14 protein-coding genes and 1 tRNA gene are annotated in these 20,266 nt (G+C 58.4%); all 15 read right to left on the bottom strand.

All coding sequences use genetic code 11. From position 1 onward, the window contains the following. Nucleotides 1-10 precede the first annotated feature (10 nt). Nucleotides 11-1,309, bottom strand: a complete 1,299-nt coding sequence (locus ACY8D3_RS06375; RefSeq protein ID WP_462382625.1) for an McrC family protein — start codon at nucleotides 1,307-1,309, stop codon at nucleotides 11-13. Continuing rightward, nucleotides 1,306-3,378, bottom strand: a complete 2,073-nt coding sequence (locus ACY8D3_RS06370; protein ID WP_462384269.1) for an AAA family ATPase — start codon at nucleotides 3,376-3,378, stop codon at nucleotides 1,306-1,308. The genes ACY8D3_RS06375 and ACY8D3_RS06370 overlap by 4 nt, the downstream gene beginning before the upstream one ends. Before the next feature lie 968 nt (nucleotides 3,379-4,346). Beyond that, nucleotides 4,347-5,588, bottom strand: a complete 1,242-nt coding sequence (locus ACY8D3_RS06365) for a restriction endonuclease subunit S (RefSeq protein WP_462382623.1) — start codon at nucleotides 5,586-5,588, stop codon at nucleotides 4,347-4,349. Then, a complete protein-coding gene (locus tag ACY8D3_RS06360; RefSeq protein WP_462382621.1) occupies nucleotides 5,578-7,536 on the bottom strand; it encodes a class I SAM-dependent DNA methyltransferase in 1,959 nt (652 codons plus the stop codon). The genes ACY8D3_RS06365 and ACY8D3_RS06360 overlap by 11 nt, the downstream gene beginning before the upstream one ends. Nucleotides 7,537-8,075: 539 nt before the next feature. After that, a tRNA-Pro gene (locus tag ACY8D3_RS06355) sits at nucleotides 8,076-8,152 on the bottom strand. 77 nt (nucleotides 8,153-8,229) lie between these two features. Next, nucleotides 8,230-8,586, bottom strand: a complete 357-nt coding sequence (locus ACY8D3_RS06350; RefSeq protein ID WP_462382619.1) for a MerR family transcriptional regulator — start codon at nucleotides 8,584-8,586, stop codon at nucleotides 8,230-8,232. Continuing rightward, nucleotides 8,567-8,869 carry an integration host factor subunit alpha gene (ihfA, locus tag ACY8D3_RS06345; protein ID WP_003282572.1) on the bottom strand — a complete coding sequence of 101 codons (303 nt, stop codon included), beginning with the start codon at nucleotides 8,867-8,869 and terminating at the stop codon, nucleotides 8,567-8,569. Before ihfA ends, ACY8D3_RS06350 begins: the two co-directional genes overlap by 20 nt. Before the next feature lie 3 nt (nucleotides 8,870-8,872). Then, complete coding sequence (gene pheT / locus ACY8D3_RS06340) at nucleotides 8,873-11,251, bottom strand: phenylalanine--tRNA ligase subunit beta (RefSeq protein ID WP_462382616.1); 2,379 nt, start codon at nucleotides 11,249-11,251, stop codon at nucleotides 8,873-8,875. A 40-nt stretch (nucleotides 11,252-11,291) separates the two neighbouring features. Further along, complete coding sequence (gene pheS / locus ACY8D3_RS06335) at nucleotides 11,292-12,308, bottom strand: phenylalanine--tRNA ligase subunit alpha (RefSeq protein WP_462382614.1); 1,017 nt, start codon at nucleotides 12,306-12,308, stop codon at nucleotides 11,292-11,294. Nucleotides 12,309-12,439: 131 nt separating this feature from the next. Further along, the gene (rplT, locus tag ACY8D3_RS06330; protein ID WP_462382612.1) at nucleotides 12,440-12,796 is read right to left on the bottom strand and encodes a 50S ribosomal protein L20; all 357 of its coding nucleotides are present in this window, start codon (nucleotides 12,794-12,796) and stop codon (nucleotides 12,440-12,442) included. Nucleotides 12,797-12,819: 23 nt separating this feature from the next. Beyond that, nucleotides 12,820-13,014 carry a 50S ribosomal protein L35 gene (gene rpmI, locus ACY8D3_RS06325; RefSeq protein ID WP_462382610.1) on the bottom strand — a complete coding sequence of 65 codons (195 nt, stop codon included), beginning with the start codon at nucleotides 13,012-13,014 and terminating at the stop codon, nucleotides 12,820-12,822. A 61-nt stretch (nucleotides 13,015-13,075) separates the two neighbouring features. Continuing rightward, nucleotides 13,076-13,609, bottom strand: a complete 534-nt coding sequence (infC, locus tag ACY8D3_RS06320) for a translation initiation factor IF-3 (RefSeq protein ID WP_462382608.1) — start codon at nucleotides 13,607-13,609, stop codon at nucleotides 13,076-13,078. Between the two features lie 17 nt (nucleotides 13,610-13,626). Next, entirely contained in the window at nucleotides 13,627-15,549 is a 1,923-nt protein-coding gene (gene thrS / locus ACY8D3_RS06315) for a threonine--tRNA ligase (RefSeq protein ID WP_462382606.1), read from the bottom strand. A 594-nt stretch (nucleotides 15,550-16,143) separates the two neighbouring features. Further along, entirely contained in the window at nucleotides 16,144-17,172 is a 1,029-nt protein-coding gene (locus tag ACY8D3_RS06310) for an acyltransferase family protein (protein WP_462382604.1), read from the bottom strand. Between the two features lie 635 nt (nucleotides 17,173-17,807). Beyond that, nucleotides 17,808-20,039: a TonB-dependent siderophore receptor gene (locus tag ACY8D3_RS06305; protein ID WP_462382602.1), complete on the bottom strand. Its 2,232-nt coding sequence runs from the start codon at nucleotides 20,037-20,039 to the stop codon at nucleotides 17,808-17,810. Nucleotides 20,040-20,266: the final 227 nt, after the last annotated feature.

Below are 20,266 nucleotides of genomic sequence, written 5' to 3'. Positions count from 1 at the left end.
GAAAATGCGCTTAGCTAGCGCGAGCGAATGAAACGCTGCTCAAAGGCAGGGAGGTGTTATCCGCGCCCACTAAGCAGTCCGCACTCAAATCAAACGGCAAAACCCAAAGACGCAAGTTGTCATCTAACACGAACGATTCGAGGGGGAACTCAAATGTACTGTGCCGCGGGTAGATCAATACCATCTCGGCTTGAACCATCGTGGACAAGTATTTCTTACCGTAGGCGAAAAGCTGATAAAAATCGCTTTGGCTGATGTTGTAATTCTTTTCTCGCGCTGCAGTATTTAAGCGCTTCCATTTTGTATCAAGCACCCAAGCCATAGCGCCTTGCTCAACCAACATGTCCGGCTCTAGCCTAAACATGCGCCCTTTTCCATGACTGCATAAATATTCTCTAGCAGCTTGAGCCGTGAGGGAGGCACCAGGCATAAGCTTCTGCCGCAGCCAACTCTCAACATAGCGTTCGAACAGCTTCTCCATGGGAAACAGCATGCTCATACCACGGGCATGTCCGGCAACGGCAATAGGCATCTGCTGCTTGAGGATCAGCTCGCACCATGGCTTCACGGCCTGGTAGTGAGCCATCAAACGATCACGGCTCCACACACGCAGGTCTGCATCCACGTGGCGGCTGCAGGGCACCTCCGCCAGTAGCGAGCGCAGCTCATTGGCTAAACGCCAGTTGGCCGCGTCCTGAGTTGTCTTGGCTACATGCTCCAGCGCCAGTCTCAGCAAACGGTTCTCCGCACGATTGGGCAGAAATACGTCATGGCGGATCTGGAAGTGATGCTGACGGCCTGGCGGTTGGCGCATCTGCGCGACCACATTTAGTTGGCCGCGAAGAAACCGCTGCTCTTCCTCGACGCGCTGGTAGTCAAAACGCACGCCGCGTTTGACCAGCAAATCCAGCTCGCCTAAGAACTGTTCCATCACCCACTCGGTCAGCGGCGCATCAAACAGCTCCAACCCCGTCACTGACACCTGCCTAGGCTTCAATGACAGCGCTGCTTGAATCATCTTGCGCAGCAACGCACGGCTCTGCTTGAAGCAATCGCCGTCCTCAACGTGCTTGGGCAAGATTTCCAGGCGCGTGCCGCAAGGGGTCTCTAGCACGCCAACGTAACTGTCCCATTTCAACGACTGGCGCCCTTCCACCTGCAGCAGCGTGGCGCCGCTTCGATTGAAGCCGGCGCTTAACTCACAGAGCCAATCAAAAGCACTGGCTGGGACCTGCGCCATATCCAGCGACGGCTCGACCGCCTTGGTAGTCAGCTGAGCGTACTCGCGGATGGTGACGAGCGTTTTCACGCATTGCCGCTCCCAAGCTGATCGATCAAACGCCGACCTAGGGCACGAGTGTTAAGCGGGCGACCACTATCGTTAAACGTGTTAACGCCGAGCTTACCCGCCAGATCACGCAGCAGTGGCTTAGAGGGCTGCTGCAACACCTCTCCACGCCAGACCTCTATTGATCCCGTCGAGAGTTCGCGCAAGAGCAAATCGCCATGGGATGCTTTGCGCTTTTCCACCACATCTACGCTTTGAAGCTGATGATCGACGATCCCTATGTACGACTCCAACCGCTCGAATGCGTCGTCATTCAGGCACCAGGTATTCCGCTCCAAGCTTTGGCCAACATCCTGACCGAACAACAGCTCGACGTTGCCCGCTTTCCGGTTAACGAACTGATTAGCTAACGGCTTACGGTGATCATTGAGCACCCATTGTATGTGCTCCCAATCTTCAAAAAAGTATTCCTGCAAAAGCGGCAGTATCTGATTGCGGAAGATGCCCTCAAGGCGCTCAAGCGAGCTGTCATCTTCCAAAGGCATGAAGTAGGCATGACCAAGGCAGTGATCGCGATCCAGAAGCACCTCGATGCGCTGGTTCACCACGCGCAACAGTTGGCCGATGCTAAGCCCTTGCACGCGAACGTTATCTAGCAGCTCCGGCTTCGGCGGCATTTCGCGAAAAGTGAAACGGCGCCGCAGCGCGATATCCAGCCCGGCCAGTGAGCGGTCGGCGGTGTTCATCGTACCGATCAGGTAGACATTCTTCGGAACACTGAACGACTGTTTGGAATACGGCAGCACCACAGATAGAGCCTCGTCGGCCCCGGCTCGCTTAGATGGCTCAATAAGCGTAATGAGCTCTCCGAAGATGCGCGAGATATTGCCGCGGTTGATCTCGTCGATGATGAGCACGCGCGCATTGGCTGTTGTGGTCTTATGGTGCGGCTTCAACAGTTGCTCGACCATCGCCGCAAACAGGCTTTGATAGCCATTGACGATGTACTTCTCGAGCTCGGCCTCTGCCACCTTCTGGAAGATACGGCCCTGACGGATATCTTCGACATCAAGCTGGCCGCCCTGCACATAGGCCAATAACTGCCGAACCAAACTCAGCGGCAACGGCAAAACACCGCCCTTAGGTTTATCTAATTCAACCACCTCGAGGCTTATCGCACGCACCACATAGCCCTGACCAAAACGCTGTCCGACGTGAAACAACGCCCCATCTTCAACCTTTTGCGACCCCAGCAGCCCCTGCAGCTTCTCGCGGTTCAGGGTCGGGCTGCGCAACTCATAGAGGGTCATCTGGCTGAACTGTCCGTTCAATAACTCACTATGGGGCAAAGACGGGCTGTATTGACGCAGCCATTTAACCGGCCGCATTTGCGAATAATGCGGGTCGTACTCGGGATGGATTTTGAACGCATATTCGCCGACGACCTCGCCTATCGCGCGGAACTTAAAATTGCCGTCACTCACCACCACCAGGTCACCCGGTTTCATTTTGGTAACGAACGCAGTAACGCTAGTGACGCTGTAGTCGTAAGGGCCATCCGGGTTCACGCCAGCATCGATGAAGCGTCGCTGAACGTCGCCACGATTTTTACAACCAGTGAAATCGATACCGCCACCGTAACCCAGCAGCATATAGCCGCCCTGAACACACTCTTCATAAATCCCGGCGTCGCTCCCCTGGGTGTTGCCTAGCGACATCTTCCAGATTTTGCGTTTCCCGAGATCTACAGGCGCTTCTGCCTGCTGCGTAACTTTAGCCGCAGCAGCCTCACAAAGACTTTTGAAAACACCATCGACTACCTCGTAACGCAACTGCCCGCTATCGCCGTCACTCTCGGCCCGCAGCCCCTCAACGAAGTCCTCGTAGCTGAAGCTCTGGTGAAAGGTGACGAAGCGAATGCGCTCCTGCTGCACGAGCTCGTCGAAGCGAAGCTTCAAAGCTGTACGATCTAGTCGATGTGTTTGCAGGTAGCTGCCATCGAGGACCTCCAGCGCAGCCTCAACGGTGGCGTAGGTTTTACCGGTACCCGGCGGACCAAAAAGGATTTGATTAAGCGGCGCACTGGGCATCGGTGGGGTTCCGGTTTGGGTTTCGGATTGAGTGGGTTGTTCAGTGGAACCACTGCCCACATACAGGCTAAGCAACGAGTGAAGAGCATCTTCGTCCGGCACGGTTACGTAAACAGCAGGGCGACCTAACCACAGGCGAGGCGCGTTAGCCTGCAGGCCGCTGTGGCGAGTACGCTCTGAGGTGTAGTGCTCAATAGCCTTCAAGAAGGGTTCGGCGTCGGCCAACCAGTCCCCAGGCTCCAGAAAGAGCGCGGGTTTAGGTCCTGGTTCGACGGCTAGCTGACGTCCGTCAAGGGCCTGAAAGCCCGCCATCCTCGCCGTGGCCGGTTTAACCGGGCTGACGTACTCGGATGCGTCCAACAGCTCCTTGATTCGCTGGCCTGACCAACGCTGCGCCGCGAGCTGCATCAGCTCATCTGCAAAGGCCCAAAGTGACCGCTCACCACGCTGCGCCATCAGGTCTCGGTTGAGCGCCGAGGTGCTTCGTAAGGCCGTTTCCCCCGCCGCAGCGCGGAGCACCTCCTTGGAGTAAATCGGCAGCAAACAGGGGTTTTCACGATCTTGATAAAGAAACGCGACCTTACGCATCAAGGCGCCGGGTTGTCGGGTAAGCGCATCTAACCGCTCAAGCTGGCCGGTGCGCCCTGCTTCCGCTGCTTCGAGCAACCCGCTTTTTAAGCTGGCAAACGCCTCTTCTGCGCTAGAGCCAAGCATGTTTAACCAAACGTACTGGTCGTCGTAGCTGTTGTAAGCGTTACCGGACTTCGCCTGCCCATGGCCATGAGGACGGATGCCCATGCTGAGCGGGCCTTCCTTGAAGTCTCCTAAAGCCGCTGTCTCTTCGAGCAGCCAATGGGACAGCGTCTGTTTGGATTCAAGCGCGCAATACTGCTCAAGAGTCAGTCGTTGAAGTGCTGGAATATCCCACTGGGTGAGATAGTGATTCCACTGCTCTTCACGAAGATCGCTCATGCCTCAGCACCCATTACCTGAGCTTCAGCTTCCGGCAGGCGTAACTGGCCGGAGATCAGGCGGGGTAAGAGGGTGTCGCGAAGTTGGGTTAGGGTTTGGGACTGACGGTTGTTTTCCAAGACTCGCTGATGAATCGACAAGGCAGTACCTTCATAAGCCTTTACAAGCTCAATAGGCGGCAGCACATACCTCAACGAATGAACGTGATTTCGGTTCAGCGTTGGTACTGCTGACCCAGCATTGAAAGATGTGAAGTCCAAAAGCTTCAGTAACTCAAACGCGTAGCACGCCGTGGCTCGTTTGAATTCTTTCACCCAAAGCGTTGTATTCAGTGGCCAGTAGTCTTCAAGCGTCAAAAATACCCTTCCGAGAACACCCGAACGTCCGGTTACCACTCCCGGCCCATGGGCCATCGCGATGTCATGAGTACCATTGGGTCCGCTTGCAGCAATGAGCGGATACTGCCCCACGGTACGCTCCGAAGCCGGGAGATCAAACCCACGCTGAAGAACCAGCAAATCTTGCAGGGCACCAATTTCCCACCCCTTCGGCACCAAGCCCAGTTCGGACTCTTCGAAGCTATCGGGGAACAGGGCGGCGGTGGTGGCGTCCATGCCTTCGGGCTGGCGGCCTTCGGCCTTGGCGCGCACGGGGTCGAAATCGACGAACCAGGATTTGAACAGCGCCTGGGCGATGGCTTCCAGGGTGGCGTTGGTTTCGCGTAGCAGGGTGATGCGCTCGGAGACTGTGAAGTAAAAATCACCTATTACCTGCTGATCGTCCGGCTCCAGCATTGGAATTCTTAATTTTCCAAAGTCCCCTTTTTTGAAGTGAGGAATCATTGTCCCAACATGCATATTGTCAATCTGGGACAGGACCATTGGAGAACGCAAAGCCGCGAACAAGTATTTGGGGTAAATTTTGGTAGGGTCTGCTCGGACTGCGACCATATCCTGAGCAATACAGAAATTTACTGGTTCCGGCACCCAATTAGTTCTGCCCGGACTTCCCTTACACACGAAAAGTATGTCACCGGGCTTCGGATGACCACGAAACCAAGTGTGGTAAATGTCATCTGCGACGTAGCGATTCGTCTCATATCGGGGATGGAGGCTGCTGGAGTCAATGCAATTGGTAGCAATAAGCGGCAGGCCACTATCCCCAACAGGGCAAGTTCGACCCCTGTTGTCGACGATTGCTGAAAGAACTTCTGTAAAAGGTACCCACTCAGAACTCATACCCCAGCCCTCCCAGCTTCTGCCGGATCAACTGATCGAGTTCTGCGCCCTTCTGCATCTGCTCGCCAAGCTGTGTAGTCAGCCGCTGCATCTTCTCGGCAAAGGCTTCGTCGTCATCCTCGACCTCTTCGGCACCGACATAGCGACCCGGCGTAAGCACGTGGCCATGTTCGGCGATTTCTGTGAGCTTTACGCTGCGGCAGAAGCCAGGAATGTCGATGTATTCACCGATCTCACCACCCACATCCAGCGGCTCGCCGCGCCAGTTGGCCACGGTTTGTGCGATGCGTTCGATATCGGCGTCGGTCAGCTCGATCTGCACGCGGCTGACGCTGGTGCCGAGCTTGCGGGCGTCGATAAACAGCACTTCGCCTTTGCGGGAGCGCCCCTCACCTCCAGCCCCTCTCCCAGAGGTAGAGGGGAGCGATTTGTCTTTGGCGAGAAACCACAGGCAGGCGGGGATCTGGGTGTTGAAGAACAGCTGGCCAGGCAGCGCGACCATCACTTCCACCACATCGGCTTCCACCATGGCGCGGCGGATATCCCCTTCGCTGTTCTGGCTGGAGCTCATCGAGCCGTTGGCCAGCACGATGCCGGCGCGGCCGTTGGGTTTGAGGTGGTGGAGCATGTGCTGCAGCCAGGCGTAGTTCGCGTTGCCTTGCGGCGGGGTGCCGTAGACCCAGCGCGGGTCGCCTTCCAGGCTGCCGTGCCACCAGTCGCTGACGTTGAACGGCGGGTTGGCCAGTACGAAGTCTGCACGCAGGTCGCTGTGCTGGTTGCGGATAAAGGTGTCCGCCGGCTCCTTGCCGAGATTGAAGTCGATGCCACGAATGGCCAAGTTCATCGCCGCCAGGCGCCAGGTGGTGGGGTTGGATTCCTGACCATAAATGGACACATCGCCCAGCTTGCCGCCGTGGGCTTCGATAAATTTCTCTGACTGTACGAACATGCCGCCGCTACCGCAGCACGGGTCATACACCTTGCCGTGGTGCGGGTTGAGCACCGCCACCAGGGTCTTGACGATGCTGGCCGGGGTGTAGAACTGGCCGCCCTTCTTGCCTTCGGCGCTGGCGAACTGGCCGAGGAAGTATTCGTAGACCTGGCCGAGCAAATCGCGCGCTTTGTTGGCGTCGTCACCGAAGCCGATGGTGGAAATCAGGTCCACCAGCTCGCCGAGCTTGCCGTCCGGCAATTGGGCGCGGGCGTAACGCTTGTCGAGGATGTTTTTGAGCTTGGGGTTTTCCGCCTCGATGGCGGCCAAAGCATCGTCGATTTTCTTGCCGATATCCACCTGCTTCGCGGCTGCGCGGATCACTTCCCAGCGCGCAACTTCCGGCACCCAGAACACGTTTACTTCGCGGTAATAGTCGCGGTCTTCCAGCTCGGCAGCGAGCAGCTCGGGATCATCGTCGCCTAGGTAGTAGTCGTCGTTCTGGTCAGCAAACTTGGCTTCCAGCTCGGCGCGGCGCCCGGCGAAGCTGTCGGAGATGTACTTGAGGAAGATCAGCCCGAGCACGATGTGCTTGTACTCGGCGGCGTCCATGTTGGCGCGCAGCTTGTCGGCGGTGGCCCAGAGGGTCTTTTCCATCATCGCTAGGCTGGTGGCCGGCTGCAGCTTGGCGGATTTGGCCTTGGTTGCCGCCTGCACCAGATAGCTGGCCGGCATCTCCGCGACGCCTGGCTCGCGACGTTCACGTGCTTTGCTCAGAGCCTGGTCCGCAAGGCTAATCCCAGTGACCGAGGCACGGGACACAGAACCGCCGCGCCCGCGACCTTTGAGCAATACACCCTGCGCTATCAGCTCATCACGAGCGGCGCGGAACTGTTCATCACCCAATTCTCCGAACTGGCTTTGAAGGCGTGATAGCAGCGTTTGGTTACCGATACTGGCGCCATCTACGGGAACGGCCTCGAACAAAGCCTGTGTTAACGAAGCCATATCTGGCATGCCTAACTCCTTATACGACGACAGAAACTGACGACTCGAATAGTTGATAACGAAATATGGCGCCTACTCCAGACGCGCGCACATCCAGAGCGCAATGGCCGGACAAGAACTTGGAAGATCGTTTAGTAAGCTGATTTCGCTCTATGGCGAGCCTCACCTTAAATACTCGACTCAGGTAAGTGAAGCTCCGGTTTGCGATTTCGCCCGACGCATTACATCCGCTGAATTGGCGGAACTAGGGATAGCTAAATAATATGCTCGCGCGAAGCCGACACAGATACTTGCTCGAGTGCAGAATCTATAGAACACGGACAACCAAACCTGAAGCGATTGCCACCACAACAGAATACGATGGCCTATTGCCGTTACTCAACTGGACCTTGGTCTATCGCGGAAACCATTTGTGCCGCGAACGGGGTTCGCTCGAGCTATCGAGGTGCATGTTCACTACTACCTGGCCTGCACAGAGGTTCATTAGCTACGCTATGAGCGCACACAAAAAAGCCCGACCATTTCTGATCAGGCTTTGATGTTCGATTTGGTCGGGACGGAGTGATTCGAACACTCGACCCCTTGCACCCCATGCAAGTGCGCTACCAGGCTGCGCTACGCCCCGACAGTGTTTCCAATTGCTGGAAACGGCCGAAACTATACCGTAAGCATCTGAATGTGGAAAGGTTTTTCTGCAAATTCTTAGCGACGCAGAACGGTCAGTACGTCTTCGAGTTCGGAGACCATCTGGCGCAGGAAGAGCTTGTATTGAGTGCTGTCTTCTTTGGCGTCGTCACCGGAAAGGCGTTGGCGGGCGCCGCCGATGGTGAAGCCTTGCTCGTACAAGAGGCCCCGGATCTGGCGGATCATGAGGACGTCGTGGCGCTGGTAATAGCGGCGGTTGCCGCGGCGCTTGACGGGACTGAGCTGGGGGAATTCCTGCTCCCAGTAGCGAAGTACGTGGGGTTTTACGGCGCAGAGTTCGCTGACTTCGCCGATGGTGAAGTAGCGTTTGCCCGGAATGGGGGGCAGCTCGTCGTTATGACTTGGTTCCAGCATAGGCTTCGACTCTGGCTTTTAGTTTTTGGCCTGGCCGAAAGGTGACGACGCGGCGAGCGGTGATCGGAATCTCCTCGCCGGTCTTCGGATTTCGGCCGGGTCGCTGACGCTTGTCGCGCAGGTCGAAGTTGCCGAACCCCGACAACTTCACCTGTTCGTTATGCTCCAGCGCCTGACGAATTTCTTCGAAAAACAGTTCCACCAATTCCTTGGCTTCCCGTTTGTTGAGACCGAGCTCTTCGTACAAGCGTTCGGCCATCTCGGCTTTCGTCAGGGCCCCCATACGTTACTTCCTTAACGTTGCGTTGAACCTTTGTTCGAGCGAGGTGAGGATGCGCTGCATCGTCGTGTTGACTTCTTCGTCCGTAAGAGTGCGCGATGGATGCTGCCAGGTCAAGCCAACTGCCAGGCTTTTCCTATCAGGATCAATACCTTTCCCTTCATAAACGTCAAAGAGCTTGAGATCAGTCAGGAACTCGCCGGCCTGCGCCCGCATGTCGCTCAACAGAGACTCGGCGGCAACGCCCTTCTCTACCACCAGTGCCAAGTCGCGGCGCACTTCCGGGAAGCGGGACAGCTCGCGGAAGGCTGGCAGCGTACCGGGCGCCACATGCGCCAACTCAAGCTCGAACAGATAGACCGCCTGCTCGATACCCAGTTCACGCGCGAGTTCCGGGTGCAGCGCACCGATGTAGCCGACGCATTGCTCGCCACGCATGACCGCTGCGGTCTGGCCGGGGTGCAGCGCATGGTGCGAAGCGGGTTCGAAGTGGAAATCACCTGCGGCACCGGCGTTGGCGAGAATCGCTTCGACGTCTGCCTTGAGGTCGTAGAAGTCGACGGACTCGCGGCCTGCCGTCCAGCCTTCTGGCAGGCGGCTACCACTAATGAGGCCGGCGAGCATCATGTCCTGCTTGAGGTTCTCCAGCTGGCCTACGAAGCGCAGGCCGCTCTCGAACAGACGCACACGGTGCTGCTGACGATTGAGGTTGTGCATCAACGCCTTCACCAGGCTCGGCCACAGCGAAGTCCGCATGATCGACAGTTCGGCCGAGATCGGGTTGGCCAGCTTGAGTGGCTGGGTATCCGGCGCGAAGAGCTCGAACAGCTTCTGGTCGATGAAGGTGTAGGTGATCGCTTCCTGATACCCACGCGCAACCAGCAGGCGCTTGAGCGCGGGCAGCTCGGAGCGGGCTTCGGCACGCGCCGTCGGTGCAAGACGCGCCTGCGGATAACGAACCGGGAGACGGTTGTACCCGTAGAGGCGGCCGATCTCTTCGATCAGGTCCACTTCCAGGCTCAAGTCGAAACGGTGGCTTGGGACGGCGACGTGCCAGACACCCGCTTCGACGGCTTTTACACCCAGTTCGAGCGAGGTCAGCATACGCTCGATTTCAGTGGCTTCGACGTCCAGGCCCAGCATGCGGCTGACGCGCTCGGCGCGCAGCGTGATGGGCTCTACCTTTGGCAGATCCGGCTCGCTGGTGGCTTCCACAATCGGGCCGGCTTCGCCACCGACGATGTCGATCAGCAGCTGCGTTGCACGCTCGATGGCGCGACGGGCCAGTTGGAAATCCACGCCGCGCTCGTAGCGATGCGAGGCATCGGTGTGCAGGCCATAGGAGCGAGCGGTACCGGCCAGGGCGATGGTGTCGAAGAAGGCGCTTTCCAGGAACAGGTCGCGGGCACCGGCGCTGACGCCGCTGTGCTCACCGCCCATGACGCCCGCGATAGCGAGCGGTTTGGCGTGGTCGGCAATCACCAGCGTATTGCTGCGCAGGGCGACTTCCTGACCATCGAGCAGAACGAGCTTCTCGCCCTCCTCCGCCATACGGACGCGGATGCCGCCTTCAATCTGAGCAAGATCGAATGCGTGCATTGGCTGGCCCAGCTCGAGCATCACGTAGTTAGTGATGTCGACGGCGGCGTCGATGCTGCGGATATCCGAACGACGCAGGCGCTCGACCATCCACAGCGGCGTCGGGCGGCTCAGATCTACGCCACGGATGACACGGCCGAGGTAACGCGGGCATGCCTGCGGTGCGAGCAGTTCAACCGGACGGGTTTCGTCGTGGGTCGGTTGAACGGCTGGCACGTCTACAGGGGTATACGGAACGGCGTAGATGGCGCCGACTTCCCGTGCAAGCCCGGTCAGGGACAGGCAGTCGCCGCGGTTCGGCGTCAGGCCGATCTCGATGCTGGCGTCATCGAGCATGAGGTAGTCGCGCAGGCTCTGGCCGACGGGCGCATCGCCTGCCAGCTCCATGAGGCCGTCGTTTTCTTCGCTGATCTGCAACTCGGACGCCGAGCACAGCATGCCGTTGGATTCAACGCCACGCAGCTTGGCTTTCTTGATCTTGAAGTCGCCCGGCAGCACCGCGCCAATAGTGGCGAACGGAATCTTCAAACCCTGACGGACATTAGGCGCACCGCATACCACCTGCAGCGTGGACTGGCCATCGCTGACCTGGCAGACGCGCAGCTTGTCGGCGTCCGGGTGCTGCTCGACGCTCAGCACTTCGCCCACGACCACACCGCTGAAGGCGCCGGCAACGGGCGTCACGGCATCGACTTCAAGGCCCGACATGGAAAGGCGCGCAACCAGTTCGTCCCGCGAGACCGGCGGATTGACGAGGCTACGGAGCCACTGTTCACTGAATTTCATTTATCTCTTCTCCCAAACCTGTTCGTGACCCAAATGCTGGCTACCGGAATTGCCCGAGGAAGCGCAGGTCGTTGTCGAAGAACAGGCGCAGGTCATTGACGCCGTAACGCAGCATGGCCAGGCGCTCGCCGCCCATACCGAAGGCAAAGCCCTGGTAACGCTCCGGATCGATGCCGGACATGCGCAGCACGTTCGGGTGGACCATGCCGCAGCCCATGACTTCCAGCCAGCCCGTCTGCTTGCAGACGCGGCAGCCCTTGCCCGAACACATGACGCACTGCATGTCGACTTCGGCCGAGGGTTCGGTGAAGGGGAAGAACGAAGGGCGGAAACGCACGCCGAGGTCTTTCTCGAAGAACACGCGGAGGAACTCCTCGATGGTGCCCTTGAGGTCGGCGAAGCTCACGCCTTCGTCGATCAGCAGGCCTTCGACCTGGTGGAACATCGGCGAATGGGTGATATCCGAGTCGCAGCGATAGACGCGGCCCGGGCAAACGATGCGAATCGGCGGGGTTTGCGTTTCCATCGTCCGCACCTGAACCGGGGACGTATGGGTACGCAGCAGCATGCGCGCATCGAAATAGAAGGTGTCGTGCATGGCACGCGCCGGGTGGTGGCCCGGAATGTTGAGCGCTTCGAAGTTGTGGTAGTCGTCTTCGATCTCGGGGCCTTCTGCCACGTCGAAGCCGATACGCGTGAAGATCTGCTCGATGCGCTCGAGGGTGCGGGTAACGGGGTGCAGTCCGCCGGAAACCTGGCCGCGGCCGGGCAACGTCACATCGATCTTTTCGGCAGCCAGCTTCGCCGCGAGCGCCGCGCTTTCGAGCGCCTGCTTGCGAGCGTTGAGGGCGTCCTGAACGCGCTCCTTGGCCGTATTGATCAAGGCGCCGACCTTCGGACGTTCTTCTGCGGGCATATTGCCCAAGGTCTTCATGACCTGCGTCAGCTCGCCCTTCTTGCCGAGGTATTGGACCCGGAGTTGCTCCAGGGCGTTGACGTCTTCGGTGTGTTGCACGGACTCGAGCGCTTGAGAGACCAGCGCATCCAGGTTTTCCATTCAGGGACTCCAGATACGAAATAGGGGAAGAGCTTTTGAGGGCTCTTCCCCTATCGATGACGTTCAGAACGATCCAATGTCAGTGACCTTGAGCTCGTTCTCACCGGGCAAGCCCGGTGATTGTCGGGGACTTAAGCCAAAGAGGCCTTCGCTTTCTCGACAATCGCGGTAAACGCCGCTTTTTCGTTCACTGCCAGATCGGCCAGAACCTTACGGTCGATCTCGATGGACGCTTTCTTCAGGCCAGCGATCAGGCGGCTGTAGGACAGACCGTTCTGACGAGCACCAGCGTTGATACGAGCGATCCACAGAGCGCGGAACTGACGCTTGCGCTGACGGCGGTCACGGTAGGCATATTGGCCAGCCTTGATTACCGCCTGCTTGGCAACGCGGAACACGCGCGAACGCGCACCGTAGTAGCCTTTGGCGAGTTTCAGAATCTTTTTGTGACGAGCACGGGCAATAACGCCACGCTTAACACGAGCCATTTATCAATCCTCTCTTTAAATGATCAGCGCAGACGCAGCGAGCGTTCTACACGGGCGACGTCAGACGGAGCGAGCATCGCAGTGCCGCGCAGTTGACGCTTACGCTTGGTGGTCATCTTGGTGAGGATGTGGCTCTTGAAGGCGTGCTTGTGCTTGAGGCCACCCGCAGTCTTCTTGAAGCGCTTCGCAGCGCCACTTTTGGTCTTCATCTTTGGCATGTTCGGATACTCCGCATTCAATCAATAAACATAACCGCAAGGCCTGCCTATGCCCTGGAGGTTACTTTCGCTTTTTGGGGGCGATGACCATCATTAGCTGGCGTCCTTCCATCTTAGGATGCTGTTCGACGGTACCCAGCTCGGCGAGGTCAGCCTCGACGCGCTTGAGCAATTCCATCCCCAGCTCCTGGTGGGCCATCTCACGACCACGGAATCTCAGAGAGATCTTGGCCTTGTCCCCTTCATTTAGGAAACGTACCAGGTTGCGTAGTTTTACCTGGTAATCCCCTTCTTCCGTCCCTGGACGAAACTTGATTTCTTTAATCTGCTGCTGGTGCTGGTTCTTGCGCGCAGCCGCAGCCTGCTTCTTCTTCTCGAAGAGATGTTTGCCGTAATCCATGATGCGGCATACAGGCGGCAGCGCGTCGGCGGAAATCTCCACCAGGTCCAGCTTGGCTTCTTCAGCAGCGCGAAGCGCTTCATCAATAGAGACGATGCCAACTTGCTGGCCGTCTGCACCAATCAATCGCACCTCTCGAGCCGAGATATTCTCGTTAATCGGGGCCTTAGGTGCAGCTCTTCGATCTTGTCTCATATCACGCTTGATAGTGTTTACTCCGTAATTTGGCGACCACGCCGGGAAACCGCTTGCGCAAGCACGTCGCGGAATTCTCCGAGCGGCATCGACCCCAGGTCGACACCGTCGCGCGTGCGTACAGCAACGGATCGTGTCTCAACTTCCCGGTCTCCGATAACGAGGAGATAGGGAACCTTGAGCAAAGTATGCTCGCGGATTTTAAATCCGATCTTCTCGTTTCTCAAGTCACATTTGGCACGGAAGCCGCTTGTGTTGAGTTCGCGTTCGACTTCCTTCGCGAAATCAGCCTGTTTGTCGGTGATGTTCATGATCACCGCTTGCGTCGGGGCAAGCCAGGCCGGGAACAGACCGGCGTAATGTTCGATCAGCATGCCGATGAAACGTTCGAACGACCCGAGGATCGCTCGGTGCAACATCACCGGACGCTCACGCGAGTTGTCTTCGGAAATATAGCTCGCATCCAGGCGTTCCGGGAGGTTCGGATCGTACTGGAGCGTGCCGCACTGCCAGCTACGGCCAAGGCAGTCCTTCAGGGTGAACTCGATCTTCGGCCCGTAGAACGCGCCCTCGCCCGGCTGGTATTCCCACTCGAGGCCGGAGCTGTCGAGTGCGTCGGCCAAGGCTTTCTCGGCACGGTCCCACATTTCTTCGGAACCTACGCGTTTTGCCGGACGAGTGGACAGCTTCATGATCACGTCATTGAAGCCGAAGTCCGCATAGACCTGCAGCGTCAGCTTGATGAAGTCGGCCGCTTCCTTCTGTACCTGCTCTTCGGTACAGAAGATGTGGGCGTCGTCCTGGGTGAAACCGCGTACACGCATGATGCCGTGCAGCGCGCCGGACGGCTCGTTACGGTGGCAGGCGCCGAACTCGGCCATGCGCAATGGCAGGTCACGGTAGGACTTCAAGCCCTGGTTGAACACCTGCACGTGGCACGGGCAGTTCATCGGCTTCACGGCAAAGTCGCGGCTTTCCGATGCGGTTGTGAACATGTTCTCGGCATAGTTGGACCAATGGCCCGAGCGCTCCCACAGAACACGGTCGACGACCTGGGGCGTCTTGACCTCCTGGTAGCCATGCTCGCGCTGGACCTGGCGCATGTACTGCTCGAGCACCTGATAGACCGTCCAGCCATTCGGGTGCCAGAAGACCATGCCTGGCGCTTCTTCCTGTAGGTGGAAGAGATCCAACTGCTTGCCAATGCGACGGTGGTCGCGCTTCTCGGCTTCTTCGATACGCTGGATGTAGGCCGCCAGCTGCTTCTTGTCCGCCCAGGCGGTGCCGTAGACGCGCTGCAGCTGCTCGTTCTTCGAGTCGCCACGCCAGTACGCGCCGGACAGCTTGGTCAGCTTGAATGCCTTGAGGAAACGGGTGTTGGGCACGTGCGGGCCGCGGCACATGTCCACGTATTCTTCGTGGTAGTAGAGGCCCATCGCCTGTTCATCAGGCATGTCCTCGATCAGGCGCAGCTTGTAGTCCTCGCCACGGGATGCGAAGACATCGATCACCTCGGCGCGCGGCGTCATCTTCTTGATGACGTCGTAGTCCTTGTCGATCAGTTGCTTCATGCGCGCTTCAATGGCGGCAACGTCATCCGGCGTAAAGGGGCGCTCGAAGGCGATGTCGTAATAGAAACCTTCTTCGATGACCGGGCCGATGACCATCTTCGCGGTCGGGTACAGCTGCTTGACCGCATGGCCAACAAGGTGCGCGCAGGAGTGGCGGATGATCTCCAGCCCTTCTTCATCCTTCGGCGTGATGATTTGCAGCGTCGCGTCGCGATCGATGATGTCGCAGGCATCAACGAGCTTACCGTCGACCTTACCGGCCACAGTGGCCTTGGCCAGACCGGCACCGATGGACTGTGCGACGTCGAGGACACTGACGGGGTTGTCGAATTGACGTTGGCTGCCGTCAGGAAGGGTGATGATGGGCATGGCGCCTCCTCTCCTAGTGGTGACCCCTACCAAAGGCCACGTGGGTTGGGATTAGCCAGTAAGCGTCGTTCGCTGGGTATGCCTGCCTCACTGTGGCAGCGCCTCTCGGCACCCTGCGCTTTCGCACACGAACGGGATCACTGGATGGCGCACGGGGCGGAATGCCTCGCGCGCAAGAAACGGCCGAACATGGTACTGGATTGTGCGGAATCTGACGAGGTGTCGGATGAAGGGTATTTGCGTGCCGGGGTGCGGTGTAGATGCATTGCGTTATAACGTGGGGCTGGGCTGCGTAGGCAGAGCCATTGCGCGGTGGATAGCTTCGGCTATCCACCCTACAGATAAGAAGAGACTTTCGTAGGGCGGGTGAAACCCGCGCAAACGTATGGGCCAGGCGCGGGTTATACCCGCCCTACTATGCGGTGCGATGGGGTACGTTGCGTTCTATCGGCGAGGGTCGGGCTGCGTAGGCAGGGCCATTGCGCGGTGGATCGCTTCGGCTATCCACCCTAAAGATAAGAAGAGACTTTCGTAGGGCGGGTGAAACCCGCGCAAGCGTATGTGCCAGGCGCGGGTTACACCCGCCCTACTTCCTTAAGCAGCGGGCGCGGCTGCCGGTTTGCTGCGGCTCGACTCATTGAGCAGGCGGCGCTTCATCCAATGGCCGAGGCGCTTCTCTACCCATTCGTAGCTGAACGCCGATGCAATATGGATGAACGGGATACAGGCCAGCAGGACGAGCTCTGCATTGAGGTCCAGGCGCTGCTGGATGTACCAGCCGAGTGACAGCAGGATGACGTGGATCAGGTACACCGAATAGGACCGATCCCCCAGGCGCTTGAGCCATTGCCGCCCTTCGAACCAGGGCTCGAGCGAAAGGAAGGCAAAGACGATCGCGGCACTCGGCAGCCCCCAATGCAGGAGTCGATTGGAGCTGTCGAACGTGTAGATCGTCGAGGCGGCGGCGACCAGGATGATGGCTGGCAGCCAGGAACCACGCAGCAGCCAGCCATGGCGGTAGAGCATGCCGATGAAAACGCCCAGCAGGAATTCGAAGATGATGCTGTTGCGGTAGAAGTCACTGAACCAGGGTTGGCGTGCAAGGACGAGTTGCACCAGCAGCAGCGTCACGACCAGTAGCGGCACCCGCCAGCGTTCGCGGACGAGGAACAGAAGGCCGAAGACGGTGTAGAAAAACATCTCGTAGTTCAGCGTCCAGCCCACGGGTAGCGTGGGATAGAAGCCGTATCCCGCCGGGTTCTGTGCCGGAATGAAGAACAGTGAGCGCATCAGGTGGCCCCAGTCGAACACCTGGATCGGCATGACGCGGTGCGCGAAAAGAATAATGGCGGCGGCGATCAGGCTATAGAGCCAGTAGGCAGGCGCGATCCGCACGAAGCGATTGATGAGGAATTTGTGGGTGGGCTGATCTCGGCCCTGGGTCGAAAGGTAGATGACGAGGCCGCTGATGACGAAGAAAACGTCGACCCCGACCGCACCGCGCTCGGAGAGAAATTGCCCGAGCGGGTTATCCGACTTGAAGTCGTAGAATATCTGCATGAAGTGATGGAAAACGACCAACCAGGCCGCAAATGCACGAAGCGCCTGCACTGAAAAAAGCATACCGGCGAACCCGTCCTCCCTAAAGCTGGTAAATGGGGCGAGTGGCAGACGTCCCGTCGCGGCGACGCCTTGAATAGCGGGTCTACCGTGCATTTCGACAAACGAAACGGCAAACCCTTGCTGCTGGGTCCGACAGGAGAAATTCCGAAATGATCAGAATTTTTTGGGTTGGATTGACCGAGTGGTTGTTGGAATGACAGCGCGCGGGGTGGCTGTTTGGGCCTTACGAGGGCGGCCTGCGATCGAGCATGAGGCGAACATAAGGCACTCGATGGGCATCCAGGGGATTGCGCAGGGTTTAGGTTGCCGGGTGTTTTGTAGGAGCTGGCCGGGCTAGGTGGAGCCGGCGAGCGATCAAATAGCTCAGCTGGATGATCCTAGACCGCGGCATTAGCTCAGACGCGGTGAACGGCGGATTACGCCTGCGGCTAATCCGCCCCGCGGTTATGACCCGATCATGTATTTGCGCGTGGTAGCAGACAGGGGTCGCCTGACTCGGGAGGCGTTCGGGCGGTAGGGTGCAGGATTGATGCGGGGGAGTCTAAGTGTTGGCCGGTGCGCTGGTGAATGCACGAGAGCAATACAAGGTAAAGGGCAAACCGCAGAGGTTTGCCCCTTTGAAAAAACACTGCCGTTCAGAAGTCCGTACGTAGCGTCAGGCTCACGCTGCGCGGTTCGCCGTAGATCTTGCCGGCGTAGAAGCCGTAGTTGCGGTAGTAGGTCTTGTCGAACAGGTTGTTCACGTTGAGCGTGGCGCTGGTGTTGTCGGTAATCTGGTAGCGCCCCATGAGGTCGAACAGGGCGTAGCCGCTTTGGGTCAGTTCGGTGGCATTTCGCAAACTGGTGCCGTCGGTACGCGTCGGCTCGCCAGCCGGCGTCGAGCGGACGCGCTTGCTGCTTTGCGCCGTCATCCCGCCGCCCACTGTTACGCGGTCCAGCATGCCTGGCAGTTGATAGCGCGTGTAAAGACGGATCACGTGGCGGGGGTCATCACGCGTCGTCTCGGTGCTGTCGACCGGTTTGAAATCCATGTAGGTGTAGCCGCCGTAGACTGTCCAGTTCGGCGTTATCGCGCCGGCCATTTTAATCTCGAAGCCCTGGGTCGTGACGCCGGAACCGGACTTGTATGCGTCTTCACCATCGGGCGTGAGCACACCTACGTCCTGAACGGCCAGGTTGTCCTGCTTGGTCTTGAAGAATGCCAGCGAGCCATTCAGGCTGCCGTCGAACCATTCGCCCTTGATCCCCGTTTCGTAGCTTTGGCCGACGACGGGCTCGACATAACTGCCATCACTTGTCTCGCGGGTTTGCGGCGTGAAAATGTCGGTATAGCTCGCATAGACCGAGTAGTTGTCGTTCAGGTCGTACACCACACCCGCATAGGGTGTGATCTCATCACTTACCCGTTGTTGCGCGCTGCGTGCAGTACCGGTCTGGCCTTCGGTTTCCTTGTAGGTGCGATAGGTGCTCATGCGTGCACCGAGAATGACGGACAACGGGTCGGTTATGCTCAGGCGTGTGGCTGCCCAGGTACCGCGCAGCTGCGTCTTGGTCGTGGTGTCGTAGCCGGTCTTGCTGGTTGCGATCTTGTCGACCTCGCCATTCCAGTTACGCCAGTTCGGTACCAGCAGGCCAGAATTGGGTACGACTCGGTAGGTACAGGTGGTTCCGCTGCGCGTCACACCGGCGAAGCTGCAATTCACCTGAGGCTCGGTAAGCGTGGTCCAGGTGCTGTTGTAGCCGACCATGGCTTCGTGCGTGCGGCCGAACAAGTCGAATGGGCCAGACAGGCGCATGTCGACCGATTCGCTCAGGGTTTCCGGCTCGCTGTAGAAGCCATTGAGGTAGGCCCCGGTGCCGTTTGCATTCCAATAGCCGCCGTAGTTATTGCCGGCAATCTGGTTCACCTTGGCAATCGCCATATCATTGGTCACATCGCTGTCGGCGCGGGCCACCTTGAGTTCAGCCTGCCAGTCGTTCGCGAAGCGATGGTCCAGAGATGCGAATACGGTTCTCGTTTCAACCTCACGATTGCTCCAGTCGGCAACCACATTGGTCTTGCGGGAGACCTTCGCCTTGCTGCCGTCGTCAAACCAGATAGGAGCATTTGCACCCCAGGTGGCGCCGATGAACTTGTTGTACTCATACTGAACACCCGCACCCAGGGTGGTGGCCTCATTCAGATCGAGCTCGAAGTTGAGCAATGCGCCATTGCTTCGGCCCGACTCATGGTCGCGGAAGCCGCCGCCCTCTTCCTGCGTGACCACGAGGCGTGAACGCAGGCGGCCGTCGGCGGTAAGCGGGAGGTTGATGTCACCCATCACACGACGGCGGTCCCAGCTGCCGTAAGTGAATGAAGCCGAACCGCCGAAATCGTAGGTAGGGCGTTTGCGCTGCAAGTCGATAGCGGCAGAGGGATCGCCCGTGCCGCCGAGCAGGCCATTGGCGCCGCGCACGATATCGACGCGCTCGTAGAGGTCCATGTTGATGCCGGCACCGTTACCGCTGATGTCGCTCTGCCCGTGCGTCAGCAGGCCATCGATCCGGTAGTTGCGAATGTCATAACCACGTGCGCGGTAGGTGTTGCGCATCCCTACGTCCAGGGAATTGACCGTGATGCCCGCTGAACTGGTAAGGGCTTCGTCGATGGTACGAATGTCACGGTCATCGAGTTGCTGACGGGTGATACTGGTCACGGACTGTGGCGTTTCGCGAGGGGACAAGTTGAGGCCCGTTGAGCTACGGGTTTCGCGGACGGTGTAGCTCTCTGGCGATTCAGTCGTGAAGCTGTCTTCGATATTGACCGGCCCCAACTCCAGGCCACTCTGAATTTGCGCTGGGTCCGCTGGCTCTGCAACTTGTGCCATGAGCGGTGTACACGCCAAGTAAGAGCCGAATCCTGCTGCGACAGCCACCGCTATTGGCGACCTATTGAAGCGAGGAAATTTACGGCTTACGTGCAGATTACCAACCGTCCGACGCATCATCACATCCCTTATTAATGATAAGTATTAGCATTATCGATACGAGCGGACGGGATTATAGGGAGACGTGTCAGGCGGTATGTTTTGCTTTGTCAGTGAAATGTAATGGA

This window comes from Pseudomonas sp. Marseille-QA0892 (genome assembly GCF_054950135.1).
This window is presented reverse-complemented; position numbering and strand designations above follow the sequence as displayed.

What these genes read in the sequence shown, in the direction of transcription:
- ACY8D3_RS06370 (WP_462384269.1), bottom strand. Translation starts at nt 3,378, where the DNA reads ATGCCCAGTGCGCCGCTTAATCAAATCCTTTTTGGTCCGCCGGGTACC.
- ACY8D3_RS06365 (WP_462382623.1), bottom strand. Translation starts at nt 5,588, where the DNA reads ATGAGTTCTGAGTGGGTACCTTTTACAGAAGTTCTTTCAGCAATCGTC.
- ACY8D3_RS06360 (WP_462382621.1), bottom strand. Translation starts at nt 7,536, where the DNA reads ATGCCAGATATGGCTTCGTTAACACAGGCTTTGTTCGAGGCCGTTCCC.
- ACY8D3_RS06350 (WP_462382619.1), bottom strand. Translation starts at nt 8,586, where the DNA reads ATGCTGGAACCAAGTCATAACGACGAGCTGCCCCCCATTCCGGGCAAA.
- ihfA (WP_003282572.1), bottom strand. Translation starts at nt 8,869, where the DNA reads ATGGGGGCCCTGACGAAAGCCGAGATGGCCGAACGCTTGTACGAAGAG.
- pheT (WP_462382616.1), bottom strand. Translation starts at nt 11,251, where the DNA reads ATGAAATTCAGTGAACAGTGGCTCCGTAGCCTCGTCAATCCGCCGGTC.
- pheS (WP_462382614.1), bottom strand. Translation starts at nt 12,308, where the DNA reads ATGGAAAACCTGGATGCGCTGGTCTCTCAAGCGCTCGAGTCCGTGCAA.
- rplT (WP_462382612.1), bottom strand. Translation starts at nt 12,796, where the DNA reads ATGGCTCGTGTTAAGCGTGGCGTTATTGCCCGTGCTCGTCACAAAAAG.
- rpmI (WP_462382610.1), bottom strand. Translation starts at nt 13,014, where the DNA reads ATGCCAAAGATGAAGACCAAAAGTGGCGCTGCGAAGCGCTTCAAGAAG.
- infC (WP_462382608.1), bottom strand. Translation starts at nt 13,609, where the DNA reads ATGAGACAAGATCGAAGAGCTGCACCTAAGGCCCCGATTAACGAGAAT.
- thrS (WP_462382606.1), bottom strand. Translation starts at nt 15,549, where the DNA reads ATGCCCATCATCACCCTTCCTGACGGCAGCCAACGTCAATTCGACAAC.
- ACY8D3_RS06310 (WP_462382604.1), bottom strand. Translation starts at nt 17,172, where the DNA reads ATGCTTTTTTCAGTGCAGGCGCTTCGTGCATTTGCGGCCTGGTTGGTC.
- ACY8D3_RS06305 (WP_462382602.1), bottom strand. Translation starts at nt 20,039, where the DNA reads ATGGCACAAGTTGCAGAGCCAGCGGACCCAGCGCAAATTCAGAGTGGC.